Origin of the sequence: Sphingomonas sp. CFBP 13728 (assembly GCF_014841895.1) — a bacterium.
Classification (GTDB): domain Bacteria; phylum Pseudomonadota; class Alphaproteobacteria; order Sphingomonadales; family Sphingomonadaceae; genus Sphingomonas.
The window spans coordinates 1-20,458 of sequence record NZ_JACYUS010000013.1 but is presented as its reverse complement, the minus strand read 5'-3'; the positions used below and the strand labels follow the sequence as shown (position 1 = coordinate 20,458).

General features: G+C 56.6%; 16 protein-coding genes and 1 pseudogene. 7 read left to right on the top strand and 10 right to left on the bottom strand.

The window, feature by feature from the left end; translation table 11 throughout:
• Nucleotides 1–127: 127 nt before the first annotated feature.
• Nucleotides 128–885, top strand: a protein-coding gene (locus tag IFT67_RS20250) for an IS5 family transposase (RefSeq protein WP_133021385.1) whose coding sequence is annotated in 2 segments (ribosomal slippage) — nucleotides 128–461 and nucleotides 461–885 — 759 coding nt in all. Because the reading frame shifts where the segments join, the coding sequence is not laid out codon by codon here.
• Nucleotides 886–1,137: 252 nt separating this feature from the next.
• On the opposite strand, the gene IFT67_RS20245 is transcribed toward IFT67_RS20250, so the two are convergent.
• Nucleotides 1,138–1,380 carry a DUF6894 family protein gene (locus IFT67_RS20245; protein WP_192239896.1) on the bottom strand — a complete coding sequence of 81 codons (243 nt, stop codon included), beginning with the start codon at nucleotides 1,378–1,380 and terminating at the stop codon, nucleotides 1,138–1,140.
• A gap of 524 nt (nucleotides 1,381–1,904) precedes the next feature.
• On the opposite strand from IFT67_RS20245, the gene IFT67_RS20240 reads away from it, so the two are divergent.
• The gene (locus tag IFT67_RS20240; protein ID WP_192239895.1) at nucleotides 1,905–2,369 is read left to right on the top strand and encodes a GAF domain-containing protein; all 465 of its coding nucleotides are present in this window, start codon (nucleotides 1,905–1,907) and stop codon (nucleotides 2,367–2,369) included.
• A gap of 289 nt (nucleotides 2,370–2,658) precedes the next feature.
• On the opposite strand, the gene IFT67_RS20235 is transcribed toward IFT67_RS20240, so the two are convergent.
• The 6 genes from IFT67_RS20235 to IFT67_RS20210 form a co-directional block, all read right to left on the bottom strand.
• Entirely contained in the window at nucleotides 2,659–3,186 is a 528-nt protein-coding gene (locus IFT67_RS20235; RefSeq protein ID WP_192239894.1) for a recombinase family protein, read from the bottom strand.
• Nucleotides 3,187–3,379: 193 nt separating this feature from the next.
• On the bottom strand, nucleotides 3,380–4,366 hold the full coding sequence (locus IFT67_RS20230; RefSeq protein ID WP_192239893.1) for a helix-turn-helix domain-containing protein: 987 nt from the start codon (nucleotides 4,364–4,366) through the stop codon (nucleotides 3,380–3,382).
• Nucleotides 4,363–5,520: a type II toxin-antitoxin system HipA family toxin gene (locus tag IFT67_RS20225; protein ID WP_342450663.1), complete on the bottom strand. Its 1,158-nt coding sequence runs from the start codon at nucleotides 5,518–5,520 to the stop codon at nucleotides 4,363–4,365. The genes IFT67_RS20230 and IFT67_RS20225 overlap by 4 nt, the downstream gene beginning before the upstream one ends.
• Before the next feature lie 298 nt (nucleotides 5,521–5,818).
• Nucleotides 5,819–7,108 (bottom strand): sensor domain-containing diguanylate cyclase, encoded by a 1,290-nt coding sequence (locus IFT67_RS20220; protein ID WP_192239891.1) that lies wholly within the window; start codon nucleotides 7,106–7,108, stop codon nucleotides 5,819–5,821.
• Between the two features lie 11 nt (nucleotides 7,109–7,119).
• Complete coding sequence (locus IFT67_RS20215; protein WP_192239890.1) at nucleotides 7,120–7,434, bottom strand: phosphonate transporter; 315 nt, start codon at nucleotides 7,432–7,434, stop codon at nucleotides 7,120–7,122.
• Nucleotides 7,435–7,609: 175 nt separating this feature from the next.
• Nucleotides 7,610–9,391, bottom strand: a complete 1,782-nt coding sequence (locus IFT67_RS20210; RefSeq protein ID WP_192239889.1) for an EAL domain-containing protein — start codon at nucleotides 9,389–9,391, stop codon at nucleotides 7,610–7,612.
• Nucleotides 9,392–10,221: 830 nt separating this feature from the next.
• On the opposite strand from IFT67_RS20210, the gene IFT67_RS20205 reads away from it, so the two are divergent.
• Nucleotides 10,222–10,845, top strand: coding sequence for a GNAT family N-acetyltransferase (locus tag IFT67_RS20205; RefSeq protein WP_192239897.1), 624 nt, complete (start codon nucleotides 10,222–10,224; stop codon nucleotides 10,843–10,845).
• A gap of 196 nt (nucleotides 10,846–11,041) precedes the next feature.
• Nucleotides 11,042–12,493, top strand: a complete 1,452-nt coding sequence (locus IFT67_RS20200) for a DUF6624 domain-containing protein (RefSeq protein ID WP_206757954.1) — start codon at nucleotides 11,042–11,044, stop codon at nucleotides 12,491–12,493.
• Between the two features lie 259 nt (nucleotides 12,494–12,752).
• Here the strand turns inward: IFT67_RS20200 and IFT67_RS20195 are convergent.
• A pseudogene (locus IFT67_RS20195) lies at nucleotides 12,753–12,884 on the bottom strand (IS5/IS1182 family transposase); the annotation flags it as partial.
• 302 nt (nucleotides 12,885–13,186) lie between these two features.
• Nucleotides 13,187–14,074 carry a response regulator transcription factor gene (locus tag IFT67_RS20190; RefSeq protein ID WP_192239887.1) on the bottom strand — a complete coding sequence of 296 codons (888 nt, stop codon included), beginning with the start codon at nucleotides 14,072–14,074 and terminating at the stop codon, nucleotides 13,187–13,189.
• Between the two features lie 209 nt (nucleotides 14,075–14,283).
• On the opposite strand from IFT67_RS20190, the gene IFT67_RS20185 reads away from it, so the two are divergent.
• A complete protein-coding gene (locus IFT67_RS20185; RefSeq protein WP_192239886.1) occupies nucleotides 14,284–17,589 on the top strand; it encodes a TonB-dependent receptor domain-containing protein in 3,306 nt (1,101 codons plus the stop codon).
• A gap of 97 nt (nucleotides 17,590–17,686) precedes the next feature.
• A complete protein-coding gene (locus IFT67_RS20975; RefSeq protein WP_206757953.1) occupies nucleotides 17,687–18,646 on the top strand; it encodes a 2OG-Fe(II) oxygenase in 960 nt (319 codons plus the stop codon).
• 50 nt (nucleotides 18,647–18,696) lie between these two features.
• On the opposite strand, the gene IFT67_RS20175 is transcribed toward IFT67_RS20975, so the two are convergent.
• Entirely contained in the window at nucleotides 18,697–19,302 is a 606-nt protein-coding gene (locus IFT67_RS20175; protein WP_192239884.1) for a recombinase family protein, read from the bottom strand.
• 247 nt (nucleotides 19,303–19,549) lie between these two features.
• On the opposite strand from IFT67_RS20175, the gene IFT67_RS20170 reads away from it, so the two are divergent.
• Nucleotides 19,550–20,266: an acyl-CoA thioesterase gene (locus tag IFT67_RS20170; protein ID WP_197983187.1), complete on the top strand. Its 717-nt coding sequence runs from the start codon at nucleotides 19,550–19,552 to the stop codon at nucleotides 20,264–20,266.
• Nucleotides 20,267–20,458: the final 192 nt, after the last annotated feature.

Here is a 20,458-nt window from a genome sequence, read left to right as displayed (position 1 = left end):
ACCCGCGCTCCTGCGCGACAACAACGGTCGGTCTCTGGTTGCCGCTGGATGAAAGGCGGGGGGCACGTCACAGGACCCATTGATGTGAGAGGCGCGATCTGATTCAGGCTCCGTGGGGAGAGCGTGGATGAGCGACCTGTACTGGCTGACGGATGAGCAGATGGCGCGTCTGCAACCGTATTTTCCCAAGAGCCATGGCAAGCCTCGGGTTAATGATCGGCGGGTGCTCAGCGGTATCGTTTTCGTCAATCGCAACGGGCTACGCTGGCGTGATGCGCCGACGGACTATGGGCCGCACAAGACGCTCTACAATCGCTGGAAGCGGTGGAGCGAGAGGGGTGTGTTCTTGCGCATGATGGAGGGGCTCGCGGCAGCAGAAGCCGTACCGAAAACGGTCATGATTGATGCGACCTACCTGAAGGCACACCGCACGGCATCGAGTCTGCGGGTAAAAAAGGGGATCTCGGCCGCCTGATCGGCCGTACGAAAGGCGGCATGAACACCAAACTGCACGCCGTCAGCGATGCGGATGGGCGGCCCTTGAGCTTCTTCATGACCGCCGGGCAGGTGAGCGACTACACCGGCGCGGCAGCCTTGCTCGACGATCTGCCGAAAGCACAGTGGCTGCTTGGCGACCGTGGTTATGACGCCGATTGGTTCAGGGACGCCCTGGAAGCCAAGGGCATCCAACCCTGCATCCCGGGCCGCAGATCGCGGAACGAGCCGGTCAGATACGACAAGCGCCGCTACCGGCGCCGCAGCCGCATCGAGATCATGTTCGGCCGTCTGAAGGATTGGCGCCGCGTCGCCACTCGCTACGACCGCTGCCCAACCGTCTTCTTCTCTGCCGTCGCGCTCGCGGCCACTGTCATCTTCTGGCTATGACCAATGAGTCCTGACCCTAATGCCGGTTGCTGTCGCCCTTTTTTTTAAACCAGCAAAACATAGGTTAGATCGCAGATTTCGTACTTTGTTATTTATTCGAAATGAAACCAAGTAAGGTTCAGGGCTACTTCGAACGAGCCCTGGGCCGGCCGCTAACCTTGGTTGAGCTTGAGGCTATGAGCACCGCCAGGGCGTCAACTGAGGGAAAGCGTGACGCCGTTAAAGCCATGCGCTCGGCAATCAATTCCGCCATTAGCCGCCAGATACACGAACAAGATCCCTAAACCGCGCTTGGTCGAGGACGACCCCATTATCGTCCAATATCTCAATCGACGTCGATAGGCACAACTTGCCGAGCAATATATCAGCCGCCATCATCTCGCGGGCGCCTGCGACGGCCATTTCCCGAGCGGCCTCCCGTCCCGAGGCAAGAAATCCGTCATCGTCTGTGATCAGGCGACCGTGTTCAGTCAGGTTTACGAAATAACGCTGCATAGCCCAGTTATGTCGACATACCGACGGGCGGTCATTCACCCGTGATATTCCGTCGCATCGCAACCTTTGTAAGGTTCCCGGGGGTGTTTCTGAGGTATCTCGTACTACCCAACGTTCGGAAATTTCGCGTTCTAACACCGAGATTGTATCGATCTCGCTCAATCCGATTGTTGCCTTCGAGCGTTGCCGGTCAATGAAACCAAACGAACCAATGTTACGCGATGCGTATGAAGCGGGCTTGAAAAGCGGTCAACGTGAAGGGGTTCCAGACCAATGCCCCTTTAAATTTCATGACAAAATGTCAGAGCGTTTCGCGTGGCTTTCCGGTTTCAGCGTTGGAAAAGCTGTACGAAGGTTGAAGTAGCAATTCTAAGTTTGCATCAAACGACGGGAACGCGATTTGCACGTGCAGGGCACCGGGTTCATTAACACCAATTCGGGAAAGCGGTATCTACTCAAACACAATTGATACGTGACGGTTCGGAACAGTTGCCGTTTAACGGCAGGACCGTGTAACGACGAGTATGCTCGATGACTTTGCAGCTGGCGCCGCTCGCGACGGTGATGATGACGGTATCCGCCGGATTTTAGATGAAGTTGCCGCTTCAACCGGAATGGGGTTTGTCGCCCTTGCTCGGGTTACCGATACACGATGGATAGCCTGCCAGGTCGTCGATCAGATCGACTTCGGGATGTCGCCAGGTGAGGAACTGAGGGTTTCAACGACCATCTGCAACGACATACGCGAGCACGGTAATACCGTGGTGATAGACGACGTGGCGGGGAACGCTAAGTGGTTAAGCCATCCCGCCCCAGCTCTATACGGGTTTAAAAGCTATGTTTCACTCCCAATCGTCCTCGCTGACGGCTCGTTCTATGGGACCCTTTGCGCCATCGATCCCGAACCGCGGAAGCTAACTGATCTCGGCAAAGTCTCGATGTTGAAGGGGTTTGCAGACAGGATCGCCTCGATACTATCCGCCGCTTGATCCAGGCGTGAGTTAGGATAACGGGCAGTGTTTCGTCGCGAGGCCTAGTCCGCACGGGGCGCATTGTCCGGCGCAGACGATTATGGCGGAGCGCAGAACGCCCGCATAAACGTCCAGGTGTGGACGTTAGCGGCATGGTTGAAATGGGAAGAAAAGCGGCCGGTCCCGCTTATAGCGAGTCAAGGAAGATGAGCTGAACGAACGGCCGTTATCGGGAGCTTGGATCACATGCGCGGGTGTCCGGATGTGGGCGTTTTTGCCAATGCCGGCCATTCTCGAAATTCGATCCTCAATCGGGAAGGCCCGCGCCGCCTGGGCAGTAGCGATAGAAGGTCGATAGACCAACTTGTAGCAGCTTACGCGCAGTGTCGATCTTGTCGGGCGTCATTGCTGCTTTTCGGCCACCACTGGTGACGCCTCTTGCGCGAGCCGCCGCCAAGCCCGCAATCGTGCGCTCCTTCACCAGCTCACGTTCCATCTCTGCGAGCGAGGCCAATATATGAAACAGGAGTCGACCAGAAGGAGTAGCCGTGTCGAACCCATCGGTCAGGGAGCGAAAGTCCACATTGCGGGCGGACAGGCCCGCTGCCAACTCGATCAGACCTCGGATCGAGCGGCCAAGCCGATCGAGCTTCCAGATCACGAGGGTGTCTCCCGCGCGTGCGAAATGCAGCGCTTCTGCTAGACCTGGCCGATCGACTTTTGCCCCGCTCGCTTTGTCGGTGAACAATCTCTCGCAGCCAGCCTTTGCCAATGCATCGAGTTGCAGCGTCAGATCCCGATCGGTCGTTGAGACACGGGCGTAACCGATCAGCATGGGTGCGTCCTACTTGTTCGCCGTTCGAATCTTGGAAGGAAGCCGCTGCTAGCGGTCGCATTTTCAATGGCAAAACGCCCAAAGATGGAATGGCAGGCGATATATAGATGCGCCTCCGGCTCGGCATCCTGGGCGGCACTCATCAGCAAAGCGATACCGCGCCCGACGCACAAGCTGGATATGCTCTCAGAGGTCAGAAATAGTCCGCTGTCTGGCGCCGGAAATCGAAGATCTGGCCGGTAATCAGTGCATCGGGAATTTCGAAGCCATCGAACCGTTCATAGAGCGGGCGCACGATCGCGCCGACAACCTTCTTTAGATCCACATCGATTTCGTAGGCGCTGGTCAGAGTAGTCAGGTCGACTCTGTCGGCACGCGAGCGGTGGCGCTCCTCTAGAGCGAGACGCAGCCCCGGTTTGGCCCAGCTGATGAGCTCGCGGCCTGACAACCCGGTGTAACGTCCGGTGAAACGTATCTGATCCTCCCCGCTGGCACCGAGTTGCCGCGCGAGCCAGGCGGCATGGAGCAGTACCTCGGCGGTCCGCCAGATTGGCAGGGTAAGATCAAAGAAGGTTCCAGCATCAAGATCGCGCCCGTCTTCCTGATAGCCGCGCTGGAGAAAGGCGGTGCCTGCGCGGGACACCTGCCAAAAGTCGCTCGACGCCGGATCATTGAACACTCGATCATCGGACGGGCGACCTAGCCAGCATTCGAGGAGACCGTCGAAGAATGTCGGTTTGATCGAGTCCTTGGTCGGCACCCAGAACGGCGTCCAGCCTGAGGTTTTGGGCGCGCGGGCGAGAATGTTGCGCAGCTGAGAAAGCGTCGGCGGCTCCTCGATGCCATCGATCGAATAAGCCTGCTCGCTATGACCGAGCGGCTGCCGCGAGGGATGATCATCCGCAAGGTTGGCAGTGAGCTCGGTGAAGCGCTTGCGAGCCTCGTGCACGAAGGATTTCAGGCTGTCGGACCGCCCAGGCTGGACGAAAAGCCCGAGCGCATCAAGGATTGCAATCACGCGTTCGAAGCGCAGGTTGATCTCGCCTTGCTCGAACGCGACGACGACCGGCCGGCTGACGCCGGCCAGCGTAGCCAGCGCCGACTGGGTCAGACCTTCCAGCTTACGCCGGCGAATCGCTTCGTCGACGACGGCTCTCCAATCGATGGGCCAGTCGGTCATGCGAAGATCCTTGCGGCATTTTCGAGAATAATCTCGCGGTATTTGAACTGGAAATCGTCGGGCTGGACCCGAGGGCCAAGGACGAGCGTCTTGGCGTTGGCGAAGCCCTTGGCCAAGACGTCGAGCGATCGTGACACTTCCCGGGCCGGCAGTCCGATCGAGACCCCGAGCGCTTCGATCAGCCCGCGGTCGAGTGTGTCGAACGCGCGCTTCTTGCCGCCGATTTCGAGCGCTACGTTGCGCTCATAGTTGGTATAGACCAGCGTGTTTATTAGGTCATAAGCGGGACTGAGGCGCAGTCCGCCGCTGCCTTCGAGTAGCGAGAAGTTTTTCAGATGCGCATCGGCATTACCGAGTGTGAGATTGAATACGACGAGGCGGAAGTAGCGGGCGAGATCGATCCGCGCACGCGCGGAGAAGCGCGTGATGGCAGTTGCCGCCTCTTCGTATGAGGAATGGTATTTACCGTCGAATTCACGGCCGCGGGGCTTGCTGAGAATCTGCGCGAAGTCCTCGAGACGAAGCTTTTCGTTACCCTGACGATCAAATCGCTCGACGAGTAGAGCCAAACCCTCGATGCCAGCGAGCTGCCCAGGCTTGGCGGCAGTGACTTCGGCCTTGCCCAGTACCTCGCGGGCCAGTTCGAGCGAGACATTTTCATTCTGTACGAGCGTCGGCAAATCCTCGCGGTTGAATTTCGCGATGTACGTCGCCGGATCCGACGGCTTGACGCACGGCTCAAACCCCTTCTCGCCACGAAAGGCGAGCAGCTTTTTCTGGACGCCTGACAAAGTGCGGCCCGGGAGCGCTGCAGCTTCTTCCAGCGCATTGGGTTCATCAGGTGCGACGAACGCCGGACCTTCGGCCGGAAGGATGCCAACTGCGCCGATGCAGTCGGCACCATAGTTTAAGAGCAGGCCTAAATCATCCTGTTCGGCTGTCCCGCCGGCACGTGCCTGACGACCGCGCAGCCAGCCCTCTGGCCCTAAATGCTCGAAGAAAGGGATAAGGCCGTTGCGGTGATAATGGTCCGGCTGCTCGATCGGCAGCGCACATGCTATCGGCGTCAGCCACGCATCCTTGTACACGAAGCGGCTATCGCCTCCCTCCAGCTCGCTAAGCTCGCCGGCATGTGTGCCCTTGTAGGTAACAATGGCAATACGGTCTGGAATAGGCGCTTCCTGTCAAGCTTTATCGACCCAATGCCATTGAACAGCCAGTATGTCAATAAAAACTGACATTTTCGGTTAATTTTAAAATACACTTAAGATAGCTAAACATACCTATTTAGTGTCAGTCTTTGCGACATATGGCTGCTGGATCGTATTGGATGTACCCGTATATTTACAATATGGTTACCGTAGACCAGCGTACCGCGCTGACGGCGTAGCTCGGCCGCGACGACGCCGCATATGATCCGATGCACAGCTGAACGTTGCAGGCGGTGCTTAGTCACGCAACCTCGGTCTCAGCCACAAAGACGCGGTTCCGTCCGGCATGCTTTGCGGAATAAAGACGTTTGTCAGCCAACGCGATGAGCCCTTCGATCGACCCTTCGGTCTCGTCGAGCGTCGCACAGGCCAAGCTGGCCGTTACCCGCAGAGTGCCCAATGGAGCTTCGATGACGACATCGGCAATCGCTTCGCGAAGTCGCTCGGCGAGCTCCATAGCTTGATTACGATCGTAGCGCGGAAGCAGAACGCCAAATTCCTCGCCCCCCAAGCGCGCAAAGATACCGCGCGGTGGCAAAAGTGCGCTGCACGCCTCAGTCACCCGGCATAGAAGCGTATCACCGACCGGATGGCCGTGGGTGTCGTTTACAGCCTTGAAGTGATCGAGATCGAGTACAACAAGCGAGAGCGACTGACGAAGTTCGCGCCAGCTTTGCTGTTCGCGGGCCATCGCCTGACTGAAATGCCGTCGATTTGCTGCGCCGGTTAGATGGTCGCATGTCAGGAGTCGCCGCACGTCTTCGGTCGCAGCGTCGCGACGCGGTACATCACGAAGCACAACCGAAAACCGGGGTAAGGTCGCGTTGTCGCGTGCCGAGCGAGCGACGACGAGACGCTGACACCAGTAGCGTTCGCCATCGGCGCGTTGCTGCCACCCCTCTTGAAGATGCCACCCCTCACGGACAGCGATTGCCAGCTGCTCGTCCAGACGCAGATCGCCGCCAGGCAAATCTGTGCTGAGGACATCGGCAAGGTTGTGACCGGTAACGTCGGCCGGCTCATACCCCGTCTGGCGGGCAAAGCAGGTGTCAGCTGCTGCGATTTGGCCGTCCGGCGTGATCGTCAGCGCGGCGTAGCCGTTGACGCCATCGAGCAGTGTTGCAAACCAGGTATCGGCCTGCCGCAGTCGGTTCTCTTGGAGAACCTGCTGACTTATATCTGTGAGCGTTGCCATCAACCTGTCAGCGCCGAGTTTGACCAGCGAACAGGCAAGGACTTTCGGCGTCGCACCGTTCTTGCCCGGTCCCAGGTCTACGAAAACGCGATGACCGTCACAAATGCGCCCTGTAGGCAATGCAAAGGCTTCCGCTATGCTTCTAAGTTCTGGGGCATGATGTTCGAACGCCGAAAATAGGTTGCTGACGCCGCGCGATCCCGCTAGCGGCAGCAGATGCTGCATGGCGTGCGGGTTCATCAATCCGATCTCGCCAGTCGCGTCGCATTCAATCAGTCCGATCGGACAGGCATATAGAAATTCGAGGAGTTCCTCCTCGCCCGACGTATCGGTCATTCGGCTAGCCTTCAGCGTTCGATGAGTACGTAGCGACGCGGCGTCTGCGCCGTCGCGAGCAGCCGCAACCGCACCTTGGTCGGCCGCATGCGAAGCGTCAGTACGTAAGGGAAGGCGTCATCGAGTTCCGGTTCGTCTTCGAACCGCTGTGCCACCATGAAATTGTTCATGCATTGTGCGACCGCGTCGAAGAACGGAACGCCGACCACCGTGGCCGGATCCAACCCTGACATACGAGCCTCGGTCGCATTGTAGACCTGCACGATCGTGTCAGCGGCAAAGCCGACCACTCCGAACGGCAACGCATCCTGGTCTGCAGTGCTCATCGTCTCAAGGTCGTGCAGTCCGACCGTTTCGAAATCTAAGTTTGTTGGTGACACGATCAATAGCTCCTCAGCGAGGCATCATGGCCTAAGCTGCTTAATTAAATACCAAACTTTCGCAAATGCGCCGGTTAGCTGTGCATCGATGCAGGCCGCGCAGGCCCGGCTTATGGTAACGTCAGGCAGCGTACGGAAAAGCTAGTGACGCCTCACGCCGGTCTGAAAGCCACATGACAAACTGGTCGGCTTCCATTGGCCGCGCGAACCAGAAGCCCTGGGCTTCTTCGCAGCCAAGCTCTTCTAGAATGACGGCCGCCTTTGCAGTTTCCACGCCCTCTGCAACCACACGGTAGCCCAGCCTATGAGCCAAGCCGATCATCGTTTCCACAAGAGCAAAGTCGGATCCTGTCGCTCTGCTCAGGTCGCGTATGAACGTCTGATCGATCTTTACGATCTGTGCTGGCAGACGCTGTAGATAGGCCAGACTGCTATGGCCGGTGCCGAAGTCATCGATAGCAAGGCAAACACCTGCATCTCTGAACCTTCGCAGCATAGCTAGCGCTTGATCGGGCTGATCCATAATCGCGCTTTCGGTTAGCTCAATTTCCAAGCAGCTAAACGGCAACTCACGCCGGGCAAGCCCAGTCGTAATCCTCTCGCTAAGGTCTGCTTCGCCGAGATTAGCGGCCGAGATATTAGCAGATAGCGTCATAGCCAGCCCACCACGTTGCCATGCCGCCAGCTGGTCCATTGCCGTTTCAAGAACCCATTGCGTAGTAGGTCGGGCAAGCGACGTCTGTTCGATGATCGGAATAAATTCCGCAGGCGACACGTCGCCCAAGACTGGATGACGCCATCGCAGTAGCGCCTCTGCGCCAATGCACGCCCCCGTGGAAAGATCGATCCGAGGTTGATAAACGAGCCGAAGTTGATTGCCTGCCTCGAGTGCTGTGCCAAAGTCTTGCAAAAGGCCATATTGGCGGCGATGCGCGATGTCGCGTGCCGGTGAATACAAAGCGATTGCTCCTTCCGCTTCCCTCGCGTCTTGGGCAGCACTCGTTGCACCACGAATAACGTCGTCAACCGATACCGACCCTGCGACGAAAGATCGGACGCCAATATTTACGTTCGTGACAAACCGGACTGACGACGAAGCCCGCATGGATGCAAAACTTGTTCGCAAGAGCTCGATATAATCCGACCACTCAACGTCCGATGGCGAGATAAACCCGAATTGTGCAGTGCCAACCTGATAGGCATTTCGGCCCGGACCAAGCGCAGCTCGCAGCGCCTGGGCCGCCTCATGTACCATTTGGTCGACGCGGGCAGCTCCCATGGCACGCGTGATTCTGCTGATCTGATCTTCGCGGGCCAGATCCACCACGACGGCGAAGTACTGCTTTCCCGCATGGTCTCGCGCCAGATCCATCAGATCCTCACGAAACTGGTTTCTGGTCGGCATTCCGCTGATGGGATCGATCCGACCGAAAGCATGCTGCAGCTCGATCTGCGCCATGACCATGGCGGCTAGATCTGCAAGAGCGGCAAGCTCGGCAGATGACGCTTTGCGCGGTTCAGTGCCCAATACGCATAACGCACCGAGGCCATATCCCTCATTGGTTACTAGCGGTGCGCCAGCATAGAAGCGGGTACCGGCACGACCCAGAGGGCTTTCGGCATAATCAGGGTCCTCAAGGAAATCCTCGATGACTAACGCTTGCGTAGACTCGGCAACCTCCGCACACGGAGCCCCGGCTCGTGGAATGCTGCAATGATCAACACCGACGCGCGACTTGAACCACTGCCGATCGTGATCAGTCAGCGATACCGCGGCAACCGGCAAACCGAAGATCTGGCTCGCCATCCGGGTTATACGGTCGAAGCTCTCGCTTGCCGGGGTATCGAGCAATTTTAGCTGATGCAGCGCGTCCAGGCGGGACGTTTCATGTCGGTTGCGCACACGAACTCCTTCGCGTTTACGCTTATATTCAAAACCTTAACGGTTCTAAACTCACGTCATAGCGAGGGATTAACTTGCGTCACATTAACTGTGAATATCCAGCCATCGATAGCGGTCCCTGTACATCTCCGGGCACAGATCCACGGTAGGCAAGGCTCTCACGCTGGCGCGCCTTTCGGTTAGAGGATGAAAGTCGTTTGCGAGATGGGTTTCCTGGAGAAACGCGCCAGCGCCTCCATTGCAGGTCACATCACGGAAGTCGATCTTTCGTACGCTAGGAGCGAACGGACAGTGAACGGCAACAACTGCGCGTGAGCGGCCGGGCAGCTTCTGCCCCGCGCCCTGTCGGAAAACACATGATAATCGACAATCGGGGTTGGCGACGGCGTTTTGCGACGATCGAGAGACTGCCGTCCGAAATCACCTGTTTGTCGCGCATTGGAGAAAGCGACAGCGTTTCCCGCCATTTCGGCTGCCAAGCGACGCCCTTTGAGACAAAGCGGTCACTAAACTCGTCGGGCGCGAGCGGCGGGATCGGATGGAAGGAGACGATTGCAGCGTGAGACTCCAGACGGCAAACGCTCGGATGTGGCCGCCTCGAAGCCACCTTTCGGGTAGGTGTGCTCGACCCATTTTCCGCTTTGCCCGATCGCTGGCATCCACTCGCGTTGAACACTCCATTAGCACCCGTTTGTTGAACGCTCGCCCTGTCTAACGGCCTGAGCGCGCAAGGCTTTTCAGCATCTGAGGGGGCGGGGTGCAACTGTCTAGAAAACGTCCGAGGCTGTTGAAAAACGGCTGCTTGCGACAGTGACGAAGCCACCTGTCTTCTGCCGGGGTTTCAATGCCACAACGGCGTAGCCGTCACGCTCGAACCGCTCTACGCGCGGCACGTCGATGATCTTTGGGAGGCAAGTCAGGCGGCAGACGTGTCGTGGGCCTATCTGAAGTACAGGCCCTTCCCGACAAAAAACGACATGGCCGCGCATATCACGCGGATCAGCGGCCTTGAACGGCAACCATTCTTCGCCGTTGTTCCAGCATCTAGCGGCAAAGCTGAAGGATGGGTGTCGTTCTGCAACATCGCGTCCGCCGACGCTGCAATCGAGATCGGGAGCGTTTGGTTTTCGCCCCAGCTGCAACGCACCCGCGCCGCCACGGAAGCCATTTTCCTGATGATGCAGCACGCTTTCACACTCGGCTACTTTCGTGTCGTGTGGCGGTGCAACGATCTGAATGCGGCATCCAAGCGTGCTGCGCGTCGGTTCGGCTTCACCTATGAAGGAACGTGGCGCGGTGACTGGATCGTAAAGGGTCGTCGGCGCGATACGGCCTGGTTCTCTATTGTGGAGCCAGAATGGCCCGCACGACGCACACTGTTCGAGACATGGCTGAATGAAAGCAATTTCGACGCGAATGGCGTCGCGCTCAAACCCTTGTCGTCAGAAACCTGAGGGAGGGGGCTTTCTCATTGGGATCGAATTTTGGGAAAGTGCCTACTGATCTATTCAGCCAGTAGGCTGTGGATGTCAGAGCTAATCCGCACGGTCTGTCAGCGCTAAATGTCACCCGCACCTCAAGGGGTAGCCCGAGCGCGATCAGCCTTAGACGAGGTGGCTTCACAACGAATGATGGTCCGCACATGATGACTTGCAGACAGCGCTCGAACAAGGCCACCTTGCCGGACCACATATTGAGCGCGAAGGCCTAGCAATGTTCAGGAGTGTGATCGCCCTATCTCTGCTGGCGCTGGCTGCACCCTCGGTCGCGGCCGAGCGCATTACGAAAGAGCCATCGAACTCCGAGATGACGGCTATCTTCGACGCAGACCAGAAAGCGCGACAAGGCCCAGATGTCGACTGGGCAACGGTTGGTCCACAGGATGAGACGCGTCGGAAACGTACCCAAACGTTATTGGATGTGGGAGCGTTGAAGAGCGGGGATGACTTCTTCCATGCCGCGTTCATTTTTCAGCATGGTGAATCGCCCGACGATTATCTGAAAGCACATTTGCTTGCTATGATCGCCGTTGCGAGAGGTAATGCCGGAGCGGCATGGATCGCCGCTGCCACACTAGACCGTTATCTTCAAAATATTGGTAAGCCCCAGATTTTGGGCACTCAATTTCACACCGGCCCTGACGGTCGCACGACCCAGGAGCCATTTGACCGCTCCCTTGCCTCTGACGCCCTGCGAGGCACTCTTGGTGTTCCGCCACTCGCGGAACAGGAGGAGCGCCGTAAGTCGCTTGAAAAGACGGCTCGGCCGGTGCTCCCAAGTCTCCCGAAGCCTGCACTTCAAACGCTCGCGCCGGCACCGTCAGCGAGAACGTTCGAAGCCAAGCTGCGCCCCGTACAATGCGGCCCGATTCCTGGGGCGGAGGCACTAATCAATCGCACTGACCTCCGTTGGATTGTGGTGGGAGAAATGCACGGCACCAAAGAGACGCCAGCAATTTTTGGTGATCTCACTTGCCTAGCTTCGGCGTCCCGGCCGGTGATCGTCGCGGTCGAACAAATGACCACCGAGCAACCCGCTATTGACGATTTCATTGGTTCCGATGGCGGTGCCGCGGCGATATCGCACTTCTTGAGCAGCAGAATATGGACGCGGCCGATGAAGGACGGCCGATCCAGTGAAGCGTACTTCCACCTTTTCCAGAGGCTGCGCGAATTACGAGCGGCAGGGCGGATTGCGAGCGTCGTTGCGTTCCAACCCTTGTACAATCCCGGTCGAGGCGGATTCAAAGCGAGCGATTACGAGAATGCACTTGCCTCGTCACTGGTCGGCAGGGTGAGGCAAGGCGCGCGGGCGCTCGTCTTGGTCGGGAACATTCACGCAATGCGAACTGCTCCTACATGGGCCAAGCCAGCTTACCTGCCGATGGCTGGCTACCTTCCAGCCCAGACCACCATCAATCTTGACGCGAGGTGGGTTGGCGGATCCTATTGGGCTTGTACTTCGGACACCAGTTGCGGTGCACAAACTGTGCCCTCATCAGGGACAAGACCGGCTCGCGGTATCACCATGGACGTTACCGGTGGACCTTATGCGGGGGCGGTTAACCTCGGCGTCGAAGTGACAGCTTCACCTCCGCAGTAACGAGCTTACGGCAACATCCGTTAGCTGCCATTACGCCGTCTTTGCAGCAGGTGCAGCGGGTTGGCGTCCGAGCGTGCGGTACACAGTTGGGCGCGAAATTGAGAACACCTCGGCGAGATCGCTGACATCTACAGTAGGCTGTCGCTCATCGCTTCTTCTCGATCATAGGCCCATGTGCATTATTTGGACACAGATTCACGGTGCCTCGGCACGCCCCAGGAGGCCTCGGTTTTTTTCTAGGGCCCAGACTCATTCACATTCAAAAGGCGACCGCTGTGGTGAGCGCTACAGCTGACAGGAAATTAGTCGCGATCTTGTCGTAACGGATAGCGATGCCGCGGAAGTCCTTTAGGCGGCAGAAGACGTTGTGGACGAGGCGGCGGCCGCGGTATCGCTATTTGTCGTAACGAATGGTTCGCTTCCGGTTGCAGCGTCCAGGAATGACGTGGATAGCACCCGTCGATCATCGACCCAACGGGTGCCAACCTAATTCTTTGGCAAATTTTGCTCGATCGCTGTCCAGACCTCGTCTGACAACCAGAACAGCGCCATCTACCGCCTTCATCGTCATACGGCCTGTGAACCGAGAACTACATTAAGATTATTAGCCTGATCGGGCTTAAAACCTAGCAGCGGTGCAAAACTTAGATAGAGAATCATCCAGTTAAATATTCTCGGTTTGGTACATTCGCCCTATTCACGGATTTTATTTATTGCTGCCAGCCGGTAGCCTCTGCCGCGCACTGTTTCAATTAAGTCCTGCCCCCCTAATTTCTCCATCTTTTTGCGTAAGCGACTTAAACAAACATCAAGGGACCGGAACTCGTATTCCTCATCGCCGGCATCTATATTTCTTAGCGCCGACCGGTCCCTAACTATCCCTGGATCGCTGAACAGCACGATAAGTATACCATATTCTACATTTGTTAACGATAGCGCATCACCTGCTGGTGAATAAAGCTGACACCTGTCTCTATTCAAAATCCAACCACAATAAGTGAGTTCCGAGCCATTTGATGCACCGATGTTTTTTCGAACTTCAATGTTAGATCGCGTTTTGGTGGCACACCGACGAAGCAATGCGCCAACCCTAGCCCTAATCTCCCGAGCGCCACATGAAAATGCCACACAGTCATCTGCGCCGAGCTCTAGCGATAGTACGCGATCAATCTCCTCATTTGTATCAGATCTTACTAATAACATTGGTTGATCACCGTTCACGACCAATGCCTTGATTAGAGATATACTATCCACGCCCTCTAAAAGAGCGTCTACGATGACAATATCGCAAAGGAAAAGTCTCAAATGCTCGAACAGTTTCTCCGCAGACGTTACTTTATTGATTTGATATAAATGGTGTGGAATAGCGTCAAAAATAACCGAGTACTGATCGAATCCAACAACTACTACCGATGGCTTTGGACGACTGGAAACATCTTCAACAATCATCGTATTGTCACCTGCTGAACGATAATCGCCGTGCATAAAATGTTTCTCATTTTTACGTCCTGCGCCTTTGCACGCTTTTTTAAGTAAAGCCGCCTGCGAATTTCGATTACGTAAGGGACGACTGTTTTTCAAAATCCGCTGTCGTGCAAGCAGCTGAATTAATTATGTGTTCGATACCTTTTCACGCTTCGGACCTCCGATGCTACCAAATGTGTCATTTTTGTCACATTTTCCGCTGATATTCAACTGTTGGTCATTTTGTATGCAAGGTCCCTTGCGCATGGCACACCTAAACGGCTTAAATCAGGTAACAAAATGTAAAAGCAATATAGGGGTCCATCATGAAGTTGTATCGTCTTCTCAGTGCTACGGCGCTAGCTGGCATCGCTGTGAGCATGCCGACCGTTGTCAGGGCGCAGGCAGAACCTTCCCCGATGCAAGCGCAAGCGGATGCTGCCACCGTAGATGCCTCAACGCTTCCCGCAGCAGAAAATGCACAGGAAACTTCGGTTGCGACTGGACAGGCTACTGCAACAAGCGGTGGTGATATTGTTATTACCGGATCGCGAATCCGCTCACCCAACATTCAATCCACGTCCCCGATCACGACCGTATCCGGCGAACAGCTTTTCCAGACCGGAAAGGTGTCGGTCGGCGATACGCTGAACGAGCTGCCGCAGCTGCGTAATACGTTCAGCCAGCAGAACTCGACCGTGAGCTTGGGTGTACGCGGACTCAACCTCATTGATCTTTACGGCCTTGGTACGCAGCGGACACTCGTTCTCGTGAACGGTCGTCGCCACGTCGCCGGCGACATCTTGAACAGTGGCGTGTCGGTCGACATCAACACGATCCCGTCTGATCTGATCAAAGACATCCAGATTCTGACCGGCGGCGCTTCTGCCACCTACGGCTCCGATGCCGTCGCGGGTGTCGTCAATTTCGTCTTGAAGGACGACTACGACGGTCTGAGCCTTCGCGGCCAGTCGGGTATCAGCAAATACGGCGATGCTGGCGCACAGCTGATCGGGGCTATCGCAGGCAAGAACTTTGGGGGCGGACGTGGTAATATCACCGTCAGCGCCGAATATGCACATCAAGAGGATTATTACGCGAGCGGCCGGCCTAACGTCAAACAGGTCAACGGCTTCGTCACAGTTGATACGGATCCAGCTGGCTCCGTGAATGGCGCCGACAACGTCTTCGATCGCGCATTCTTCAACGACATCCGCTCGACGACTATCTCGACCGGTGGGCAAGTTGGGATCCGGTACCGCCCTGGCTTGGCTGGTGCACCGTGTGGCAACGATGCCGTGGGTACGTCCTACACCTGTTCCTATTTGTTTCAGCCCGGTGGTGCGCTGGCCCAGCAGAATGGACTTCGGGTCGGCCTGGGACCGAACGGCAGCTTCATAAACGGGAATGGATACAACAGTCGTCAGGGACGCCTGTTGGTTCTGTCCCCGGATCTCAAGCGGTACTCGTTTAACGTCCTTGGCCACTATGAGATTTCGCGTGCATTTGTTCCGTTTATCGAAGCCAAGTACTCACGCAGCGACGCACGTGGTTCGCAGAGCGGTCCATTCTTCTCGCAGGGGCAAACCTTGCAAGACGCGACGACTGTAACAGGAGTATCGGACTTTTCGTACTTCACGACTGGCGACGTTAATCGTGAAGGCATTCGGCTCGACAATCCCTATCTCGGTGCCCAAGCCCGCGCGACACTGGCTACGCAGCTAGCGGCGGGGGTGAACTCCGGTGTGAATCCCAACAGCGGGGCTGCGTTTGGCACGACAGCAGGAGGACTGGCGCGACAGAACGCATCGTTGGCACAAATTGCTGACGGTTCCTATCGCTTCTCCCTCCGTCGCAACTGGCTCGATCTTGGTATTCGCGATGAGCAGATCCGTCGTGAAACCTATCGGATCGTTGGCGGCGTTCGCGGTGATTTCAATGACGATTGGCACTACGAATTGTCGGCCAACTACGGTGAGTTCAAGGAAAAGAATCTCATTCAGGGCAACATCAACACGCAGCGCTATCTGCTGTCTGTCGATTCGACGAGAAACGCAGCCGGCCAAGTCGTCTGCCGGTCACAGGTGGACCCTCGCTATGCAGGAAGCGATGTCGGCGGCAATCCGGCACAGCTCGCCGCAGACATCGCGGCTTGCGTACCTATCAATCCCTTCGGCGACGGTTCGGTGTCCCAAGCTGCCCGTGACTATCTGACAGTCGCGTCACGCGCTCAGGGCAAGATCACTCAGTTCGACGCAACCGGCTTCGTGTCAGGGGATCTTAGCCAGCTGTTTTCGCTTCCTGGCGGTCCAATCGCGTTCGTTGTCGGTGGCGAATACCGCCGCGAAACGAACTATTACGATCTCGATGACTTCACCCAGGCTGGGTACGCTTTCTACAATGCAATCCCCACGCTCAATCCACCAACAGCGTTTGCAGTGAAGGAAGCTTTTGGCGAACTACGTGTTCCGCTCCTCAAGGATCTGCCGCTGATACGTGAACTAACGATCAACGGTTCCGGACGTGTTTCAGATTACAAGGGCTCGGCGGGTACGGTCTATGCGTACTCCGGCGGCATTCAATACCGTCCTGTTGAAGACCTCATGTTTCGCGGAAGCTACTCGCGGTCGGTGCGTGCGCCGAACCTAGGTGAGCTTTATTCCTCGCAGTCGCAGAACTTTACTCCAGCTCCCGACGATCCATGTTCAGCTCGGAATCTTGCAACTGGCTCGGCAAACCGGGTTGCAAATTGCAATGCGGCAGGTCGTCCTGCTGGATACGACTACGTCTATACTGCATCGCTTGAGTTCGTAAGCGGTGGCAATCCGAACCTGAAAGCCGAAAAATCTGACTCCTACACCGCCGGTTTTGTCGTCACACCGTCGTTCGCGCCCGGGCTCTCGATCTCCGCTGACTATTATGACATTACTGTCAAGGACGTGATCACTGCCACGGGTTCACCGCAAGACATCTTGAATCTGTGCTATGATGCAACGTCGCTGGACAATCCCTTCTGCGGACTCTTCCAACGTGCCGGTGCTAATGGCGGTCCCGGGGGCGAACAGCCGTTCCAGGTCCTTCAAGGTTCCCTGCTTCAGTCCACGGCGAACTTTGCCAAGCTGAAGGTGCGCGGTGTTCAGGCGAACGTGAATTACAATCACAAGTTCTCTTGGGGTACTGGCTTTATCCAGGCCGCGTATGTCCGTTCGATACAGAACGACAACTTTACCAACCCAGCCGATCCATCGTTTAAGGATAGGTTGCTCGGCGAATTGGGTGATCCGAAAAACCGTCTTACGTTCAATGCCGGTGCGAGCGTCGGCAAGGTTGGGATAAACTACGGATTCCGTTACATCGGCGCAGCATATCTCAACACGTATGAAGACTATAATGGTCTAAATGGTCTGCCGCCACAGAACGCGGACTATGCTCCAATTAAGCAATATCCCGCAGTCGGTTATCATGACATCCGCTTTCAAGCGGACGTATCAGACCGCTTCAATACATATATCGGCGTTGACAATATTGGTAACAAGCAGCCTCCTTACGGTTTGACTGGCGTTACCGATGGTTCTGGTATCTACGACGTTCGAGGTCGTTATCTGTATGTTGGTGCAGTAGCCAAATTCTAATCCGCTTTGTAGACGTAAGATCGGGGGTCGGTGGTTTCCACCGGCCCCCGATTTGCGTTATGCGGTTGTGATGTCGAATAGTGCGTCACTACACGTGGTGGATCGGCTCATCGCCGGCCACCGTATTCCTGAAGCTATATCAGCACTTGCGGCCGCGGCTGATCGCCAAGACCCTGAAGCGCTATTTCGGCTTGGGTTTTGGCAGATCGTTGGAGACATTCTACCGCGCGATCTAGCCGCCGCGCGTGTCGCAATCGGTAAAGCTGCGTCTCTTGGCCATCATGAAGCGCAGATGATGCAGATTGCGCTCACGGCGAACGGAAGCGGCGCCCCGGCGGATTGGAAGGCCGCCAGGTTGTTGCTGGAAGCGACGTCAGAGAACAATTATCACGCCAGGGAAGTCCTAGGGCTGATCCGCGACATGAGCCTAAAGGATGACGGATCACCTGCACAGGCACTGACTGCCGAACCATTATCGCGCGACGGCACATTATCACGCGTTTCAGCATTCCTAACGCCGCTGGAATGTCAGCATTTAATGCATAACGCGGCAGATCTTTTGACTCCGGCACTCGTCATTGATCCGCGAACCGGTCGAAAAACTCTGAACCCGGTTAGAACGTCCGATACTGCAAGCATCGGACCGCTGCGGGAAGACTTGGCGATAAGAGCGATCAATCTGCGCATCGCCGCGCTGAGCGGTAGCTCGGTCTTTGCCGGTGAGGCTCTGACAATCTTGCGGTATCAGTTTAATCAGCAGTTCCGACTACACTCCGATATCTTGCCGTCTTCCAATAATCAAAGAGTTAAGACCGTTATTATTTACCTCAATGACGACTTCACTGGTGGACAGACATCTTTCCCTAATATTGGAATTAGTATTTTACCAAAAACCGGTGATGCCATAATGTTCCCTAACATATACCCGGATGGCCGTACAAATACAGATAGTAATCATGCTGGACTGCCAGTCCTAAAGGGCAGTAAATGGATCGCAACACGTTGGATACGGAAGAATCCCTTTAACGTTTGGAAAGGCCCTGAGCGAGTGAAATAAATGTCAGTCCTGTAGGGCTCATATCCAAACTTACGTGATTTTAGCTGTATTCAAGATGGGGCATTCCGCGAATCCGGACCGGTTTGGCGGTACGCGGCCACGATGCGCGAAACGGTAGGTTCGCTAACGCCATATAGGCGGGCCATTTCGGCACCTGACTTACGCCCAGAGACAACGGATTCTGCAATTTCACGGCGTTGTTTTTCGGCAAGCTTGCGCCGGCGTCCGCCGATCCTCCCCTCTGCGCGGGCCTGAGCGAGGCCAGCGCTGGTGCGCTCGCGGATCATCACGCGCTCGAACTCGGCGAAGCTGCCGACCATCTGCATCATCATACGCCCTGCGGCCGTAGTGGTATCGATCGCTTCGGTCAGTGAGCAGAAGCCGGCGCCCGCCAGCTCGATCCGCTCCATGATGTGCAGCATGTCCTTCAGGCTGCGCGACAACCGGTCTAGCTTCCAGACGATCACCACGTCGCCGTCGCGCAACTGGCCGATCATCTCCAGAAGCTTTGGCCGATCCCACCGCCCGCCGCTGGCGGTCTCTTCGAACACCTGCTTACAGCCAGCTGCAGCTAGCGCGCGGCGTTGTGCAGTATTCGATTGGTCGTCGCCCTTCGATACACGGGCATAGCCGATCAGGTAGGGTTCGCGGGTCATCCGATCTTTTTCACAAACGGCCGTATCCGGAGGCAGAAACAGGAGTGACGGGTTTCCGCTGCCTTCCGCCTTTCACAATCCTCTTTCATTAAGCAAGCAAAAGGCAAGAGGTTTTTGGAGGATGAAACATGCCCGCACGCATTCCAATGACCGAGCGGCAGCGCGCGATTATGTCGGGCGCCAACAGCGCCCATGGCCATCAGCTTAGAACGACGGCGCATGGGAGCAGCGACCGATTAGGAAACGAATGATACGCCTTTTTGACGCTCTACAGCTTGAACGACTTGAGCGAGATCTCTTTCGTGGAACTACGTTTGATGCGCAACAGAAGCGCATCTTTGGCGGGGAGGTGATAGCGCAGGCGTTGCTGGCGGCATACGCAACCGTAGAGGGGCGATTATGTCACTCCCTTCACGCCTATTTCATGCGGCCCGGCAATCCTAGCATCCCTATCGTGCTCGAGGTCGATCGCGCTCGCGATGGCGGAAGCTTTACGACAAGACGTGTTGTCGCCGTACAAAACGGGGAGCAGATCTTGAACCTCTCGGCGTCGTTTCAGACAGCAGAACATGGACTTGAGCACCACAGCGACATGCCTGCGGTACCCGCGGCCCCTCCCGTCCGGGCTTATGAGGAGTCCCAGGAGCCAGCACGCTATCGTCCGATCTTCATCGAGCGAATGGACAGCAATCCCGGAGACTCAACGGAAGGTCGGCTGTCGCTCTGGATGCGTGCGGCGGACGAAACACTGGGTGATCAGCGCGCTAGCCACGTGCTCCTCGCGTACGCTTCTGACCTCGAATTGCTTCCCGTAGCGCTTCAGCCCCATGGTCTGAAATGGAATGCGGCTAACCTTCAGCTTGCGAGCCTGGACCATGCCCTGTGGTTCCACCGCCCGTTCGACTTCAATACGTGGCTACTGCACACGATGAACAGTCCAACGGCGTCGGCTGGTAGGGGCTAGTTCACGGACGCTTTCACGATCAACACGGAACGGTGATCGCGTCCGTAGCTCAGGAAGGATTGATCCGAGTTACAAGGTGAACGGGTGCCAACCCTCTGCTCGTTACCATGCGCTGAGCTGGCTACATCACCCGCGATGCGCACAGCCGCACATGCGCAACCTTCACCCGCATCGGCTTGCCCGCGATCTCGA

Coding starts and splice junctions, on each gene's coding strand:
- IFT67_RS20245 (WP_192239896.1), bottom strand. CDS start 1,380: ATGCAGCGTTATTTCGTAAACCTGACTGAACACGGTCGCCTGATCACA.
- IFT67_RS20240 (WP_192239895.1), top strand. CDS start 1,905: ATGCTCGATGACTTTGCAGCTGGCGCCGCTCGCGACGGTGATGATGAC.
- IFT67_RS20235 (WP_192239894.1), bottom strand. CDS start 3,186: ATGCTGATCGGTTACGCCCGTGTCTCAACGACCGATCGGGATCTGACG.
- IFT67_RS20230 (WP_192239893.1), bottom strand. CDS start 4,366: ATGACCGACTGGCCCATCGATTGGAGAGCCGTCGTCGACGAAGCGATT.
- IFT67_RS20220 (WP_192239891.1), bottom strand. CDS start 7,108: ATGACCGATACGTCGGGCGAGGAGGAACTCCTCGAATTTCTATATGCC.
- IFT67_RS20215 (WP_192239890.1), bottom strand. CDS start 7,434: ATGAGCACTGCAGACCAGGATGCGTTGCCGTTCGGAGTGGTCGGCTTT.
- IFT67_RS20185 (WP_192239886.1), top strand. CDS start 14,284: ATGAAGTTGTATCGTCTTCTCAGTGCTACGGCGCTAGCTGGCATCGCT.
- IFT67_RS20175 (WP_192239884.1), bottom strand. CDS start 19,302: ATGACCCGCGAACCCTACCTGATCGGCTATGCCCGTGTATCGAAGGGC.
- IFT67_RS20170 (WP_197983187.1), top strand. CDS start 19,550: ATGATACGCCTTTTTGACGCTCTACAGCTTGAACGACTTGAGCGAGAT.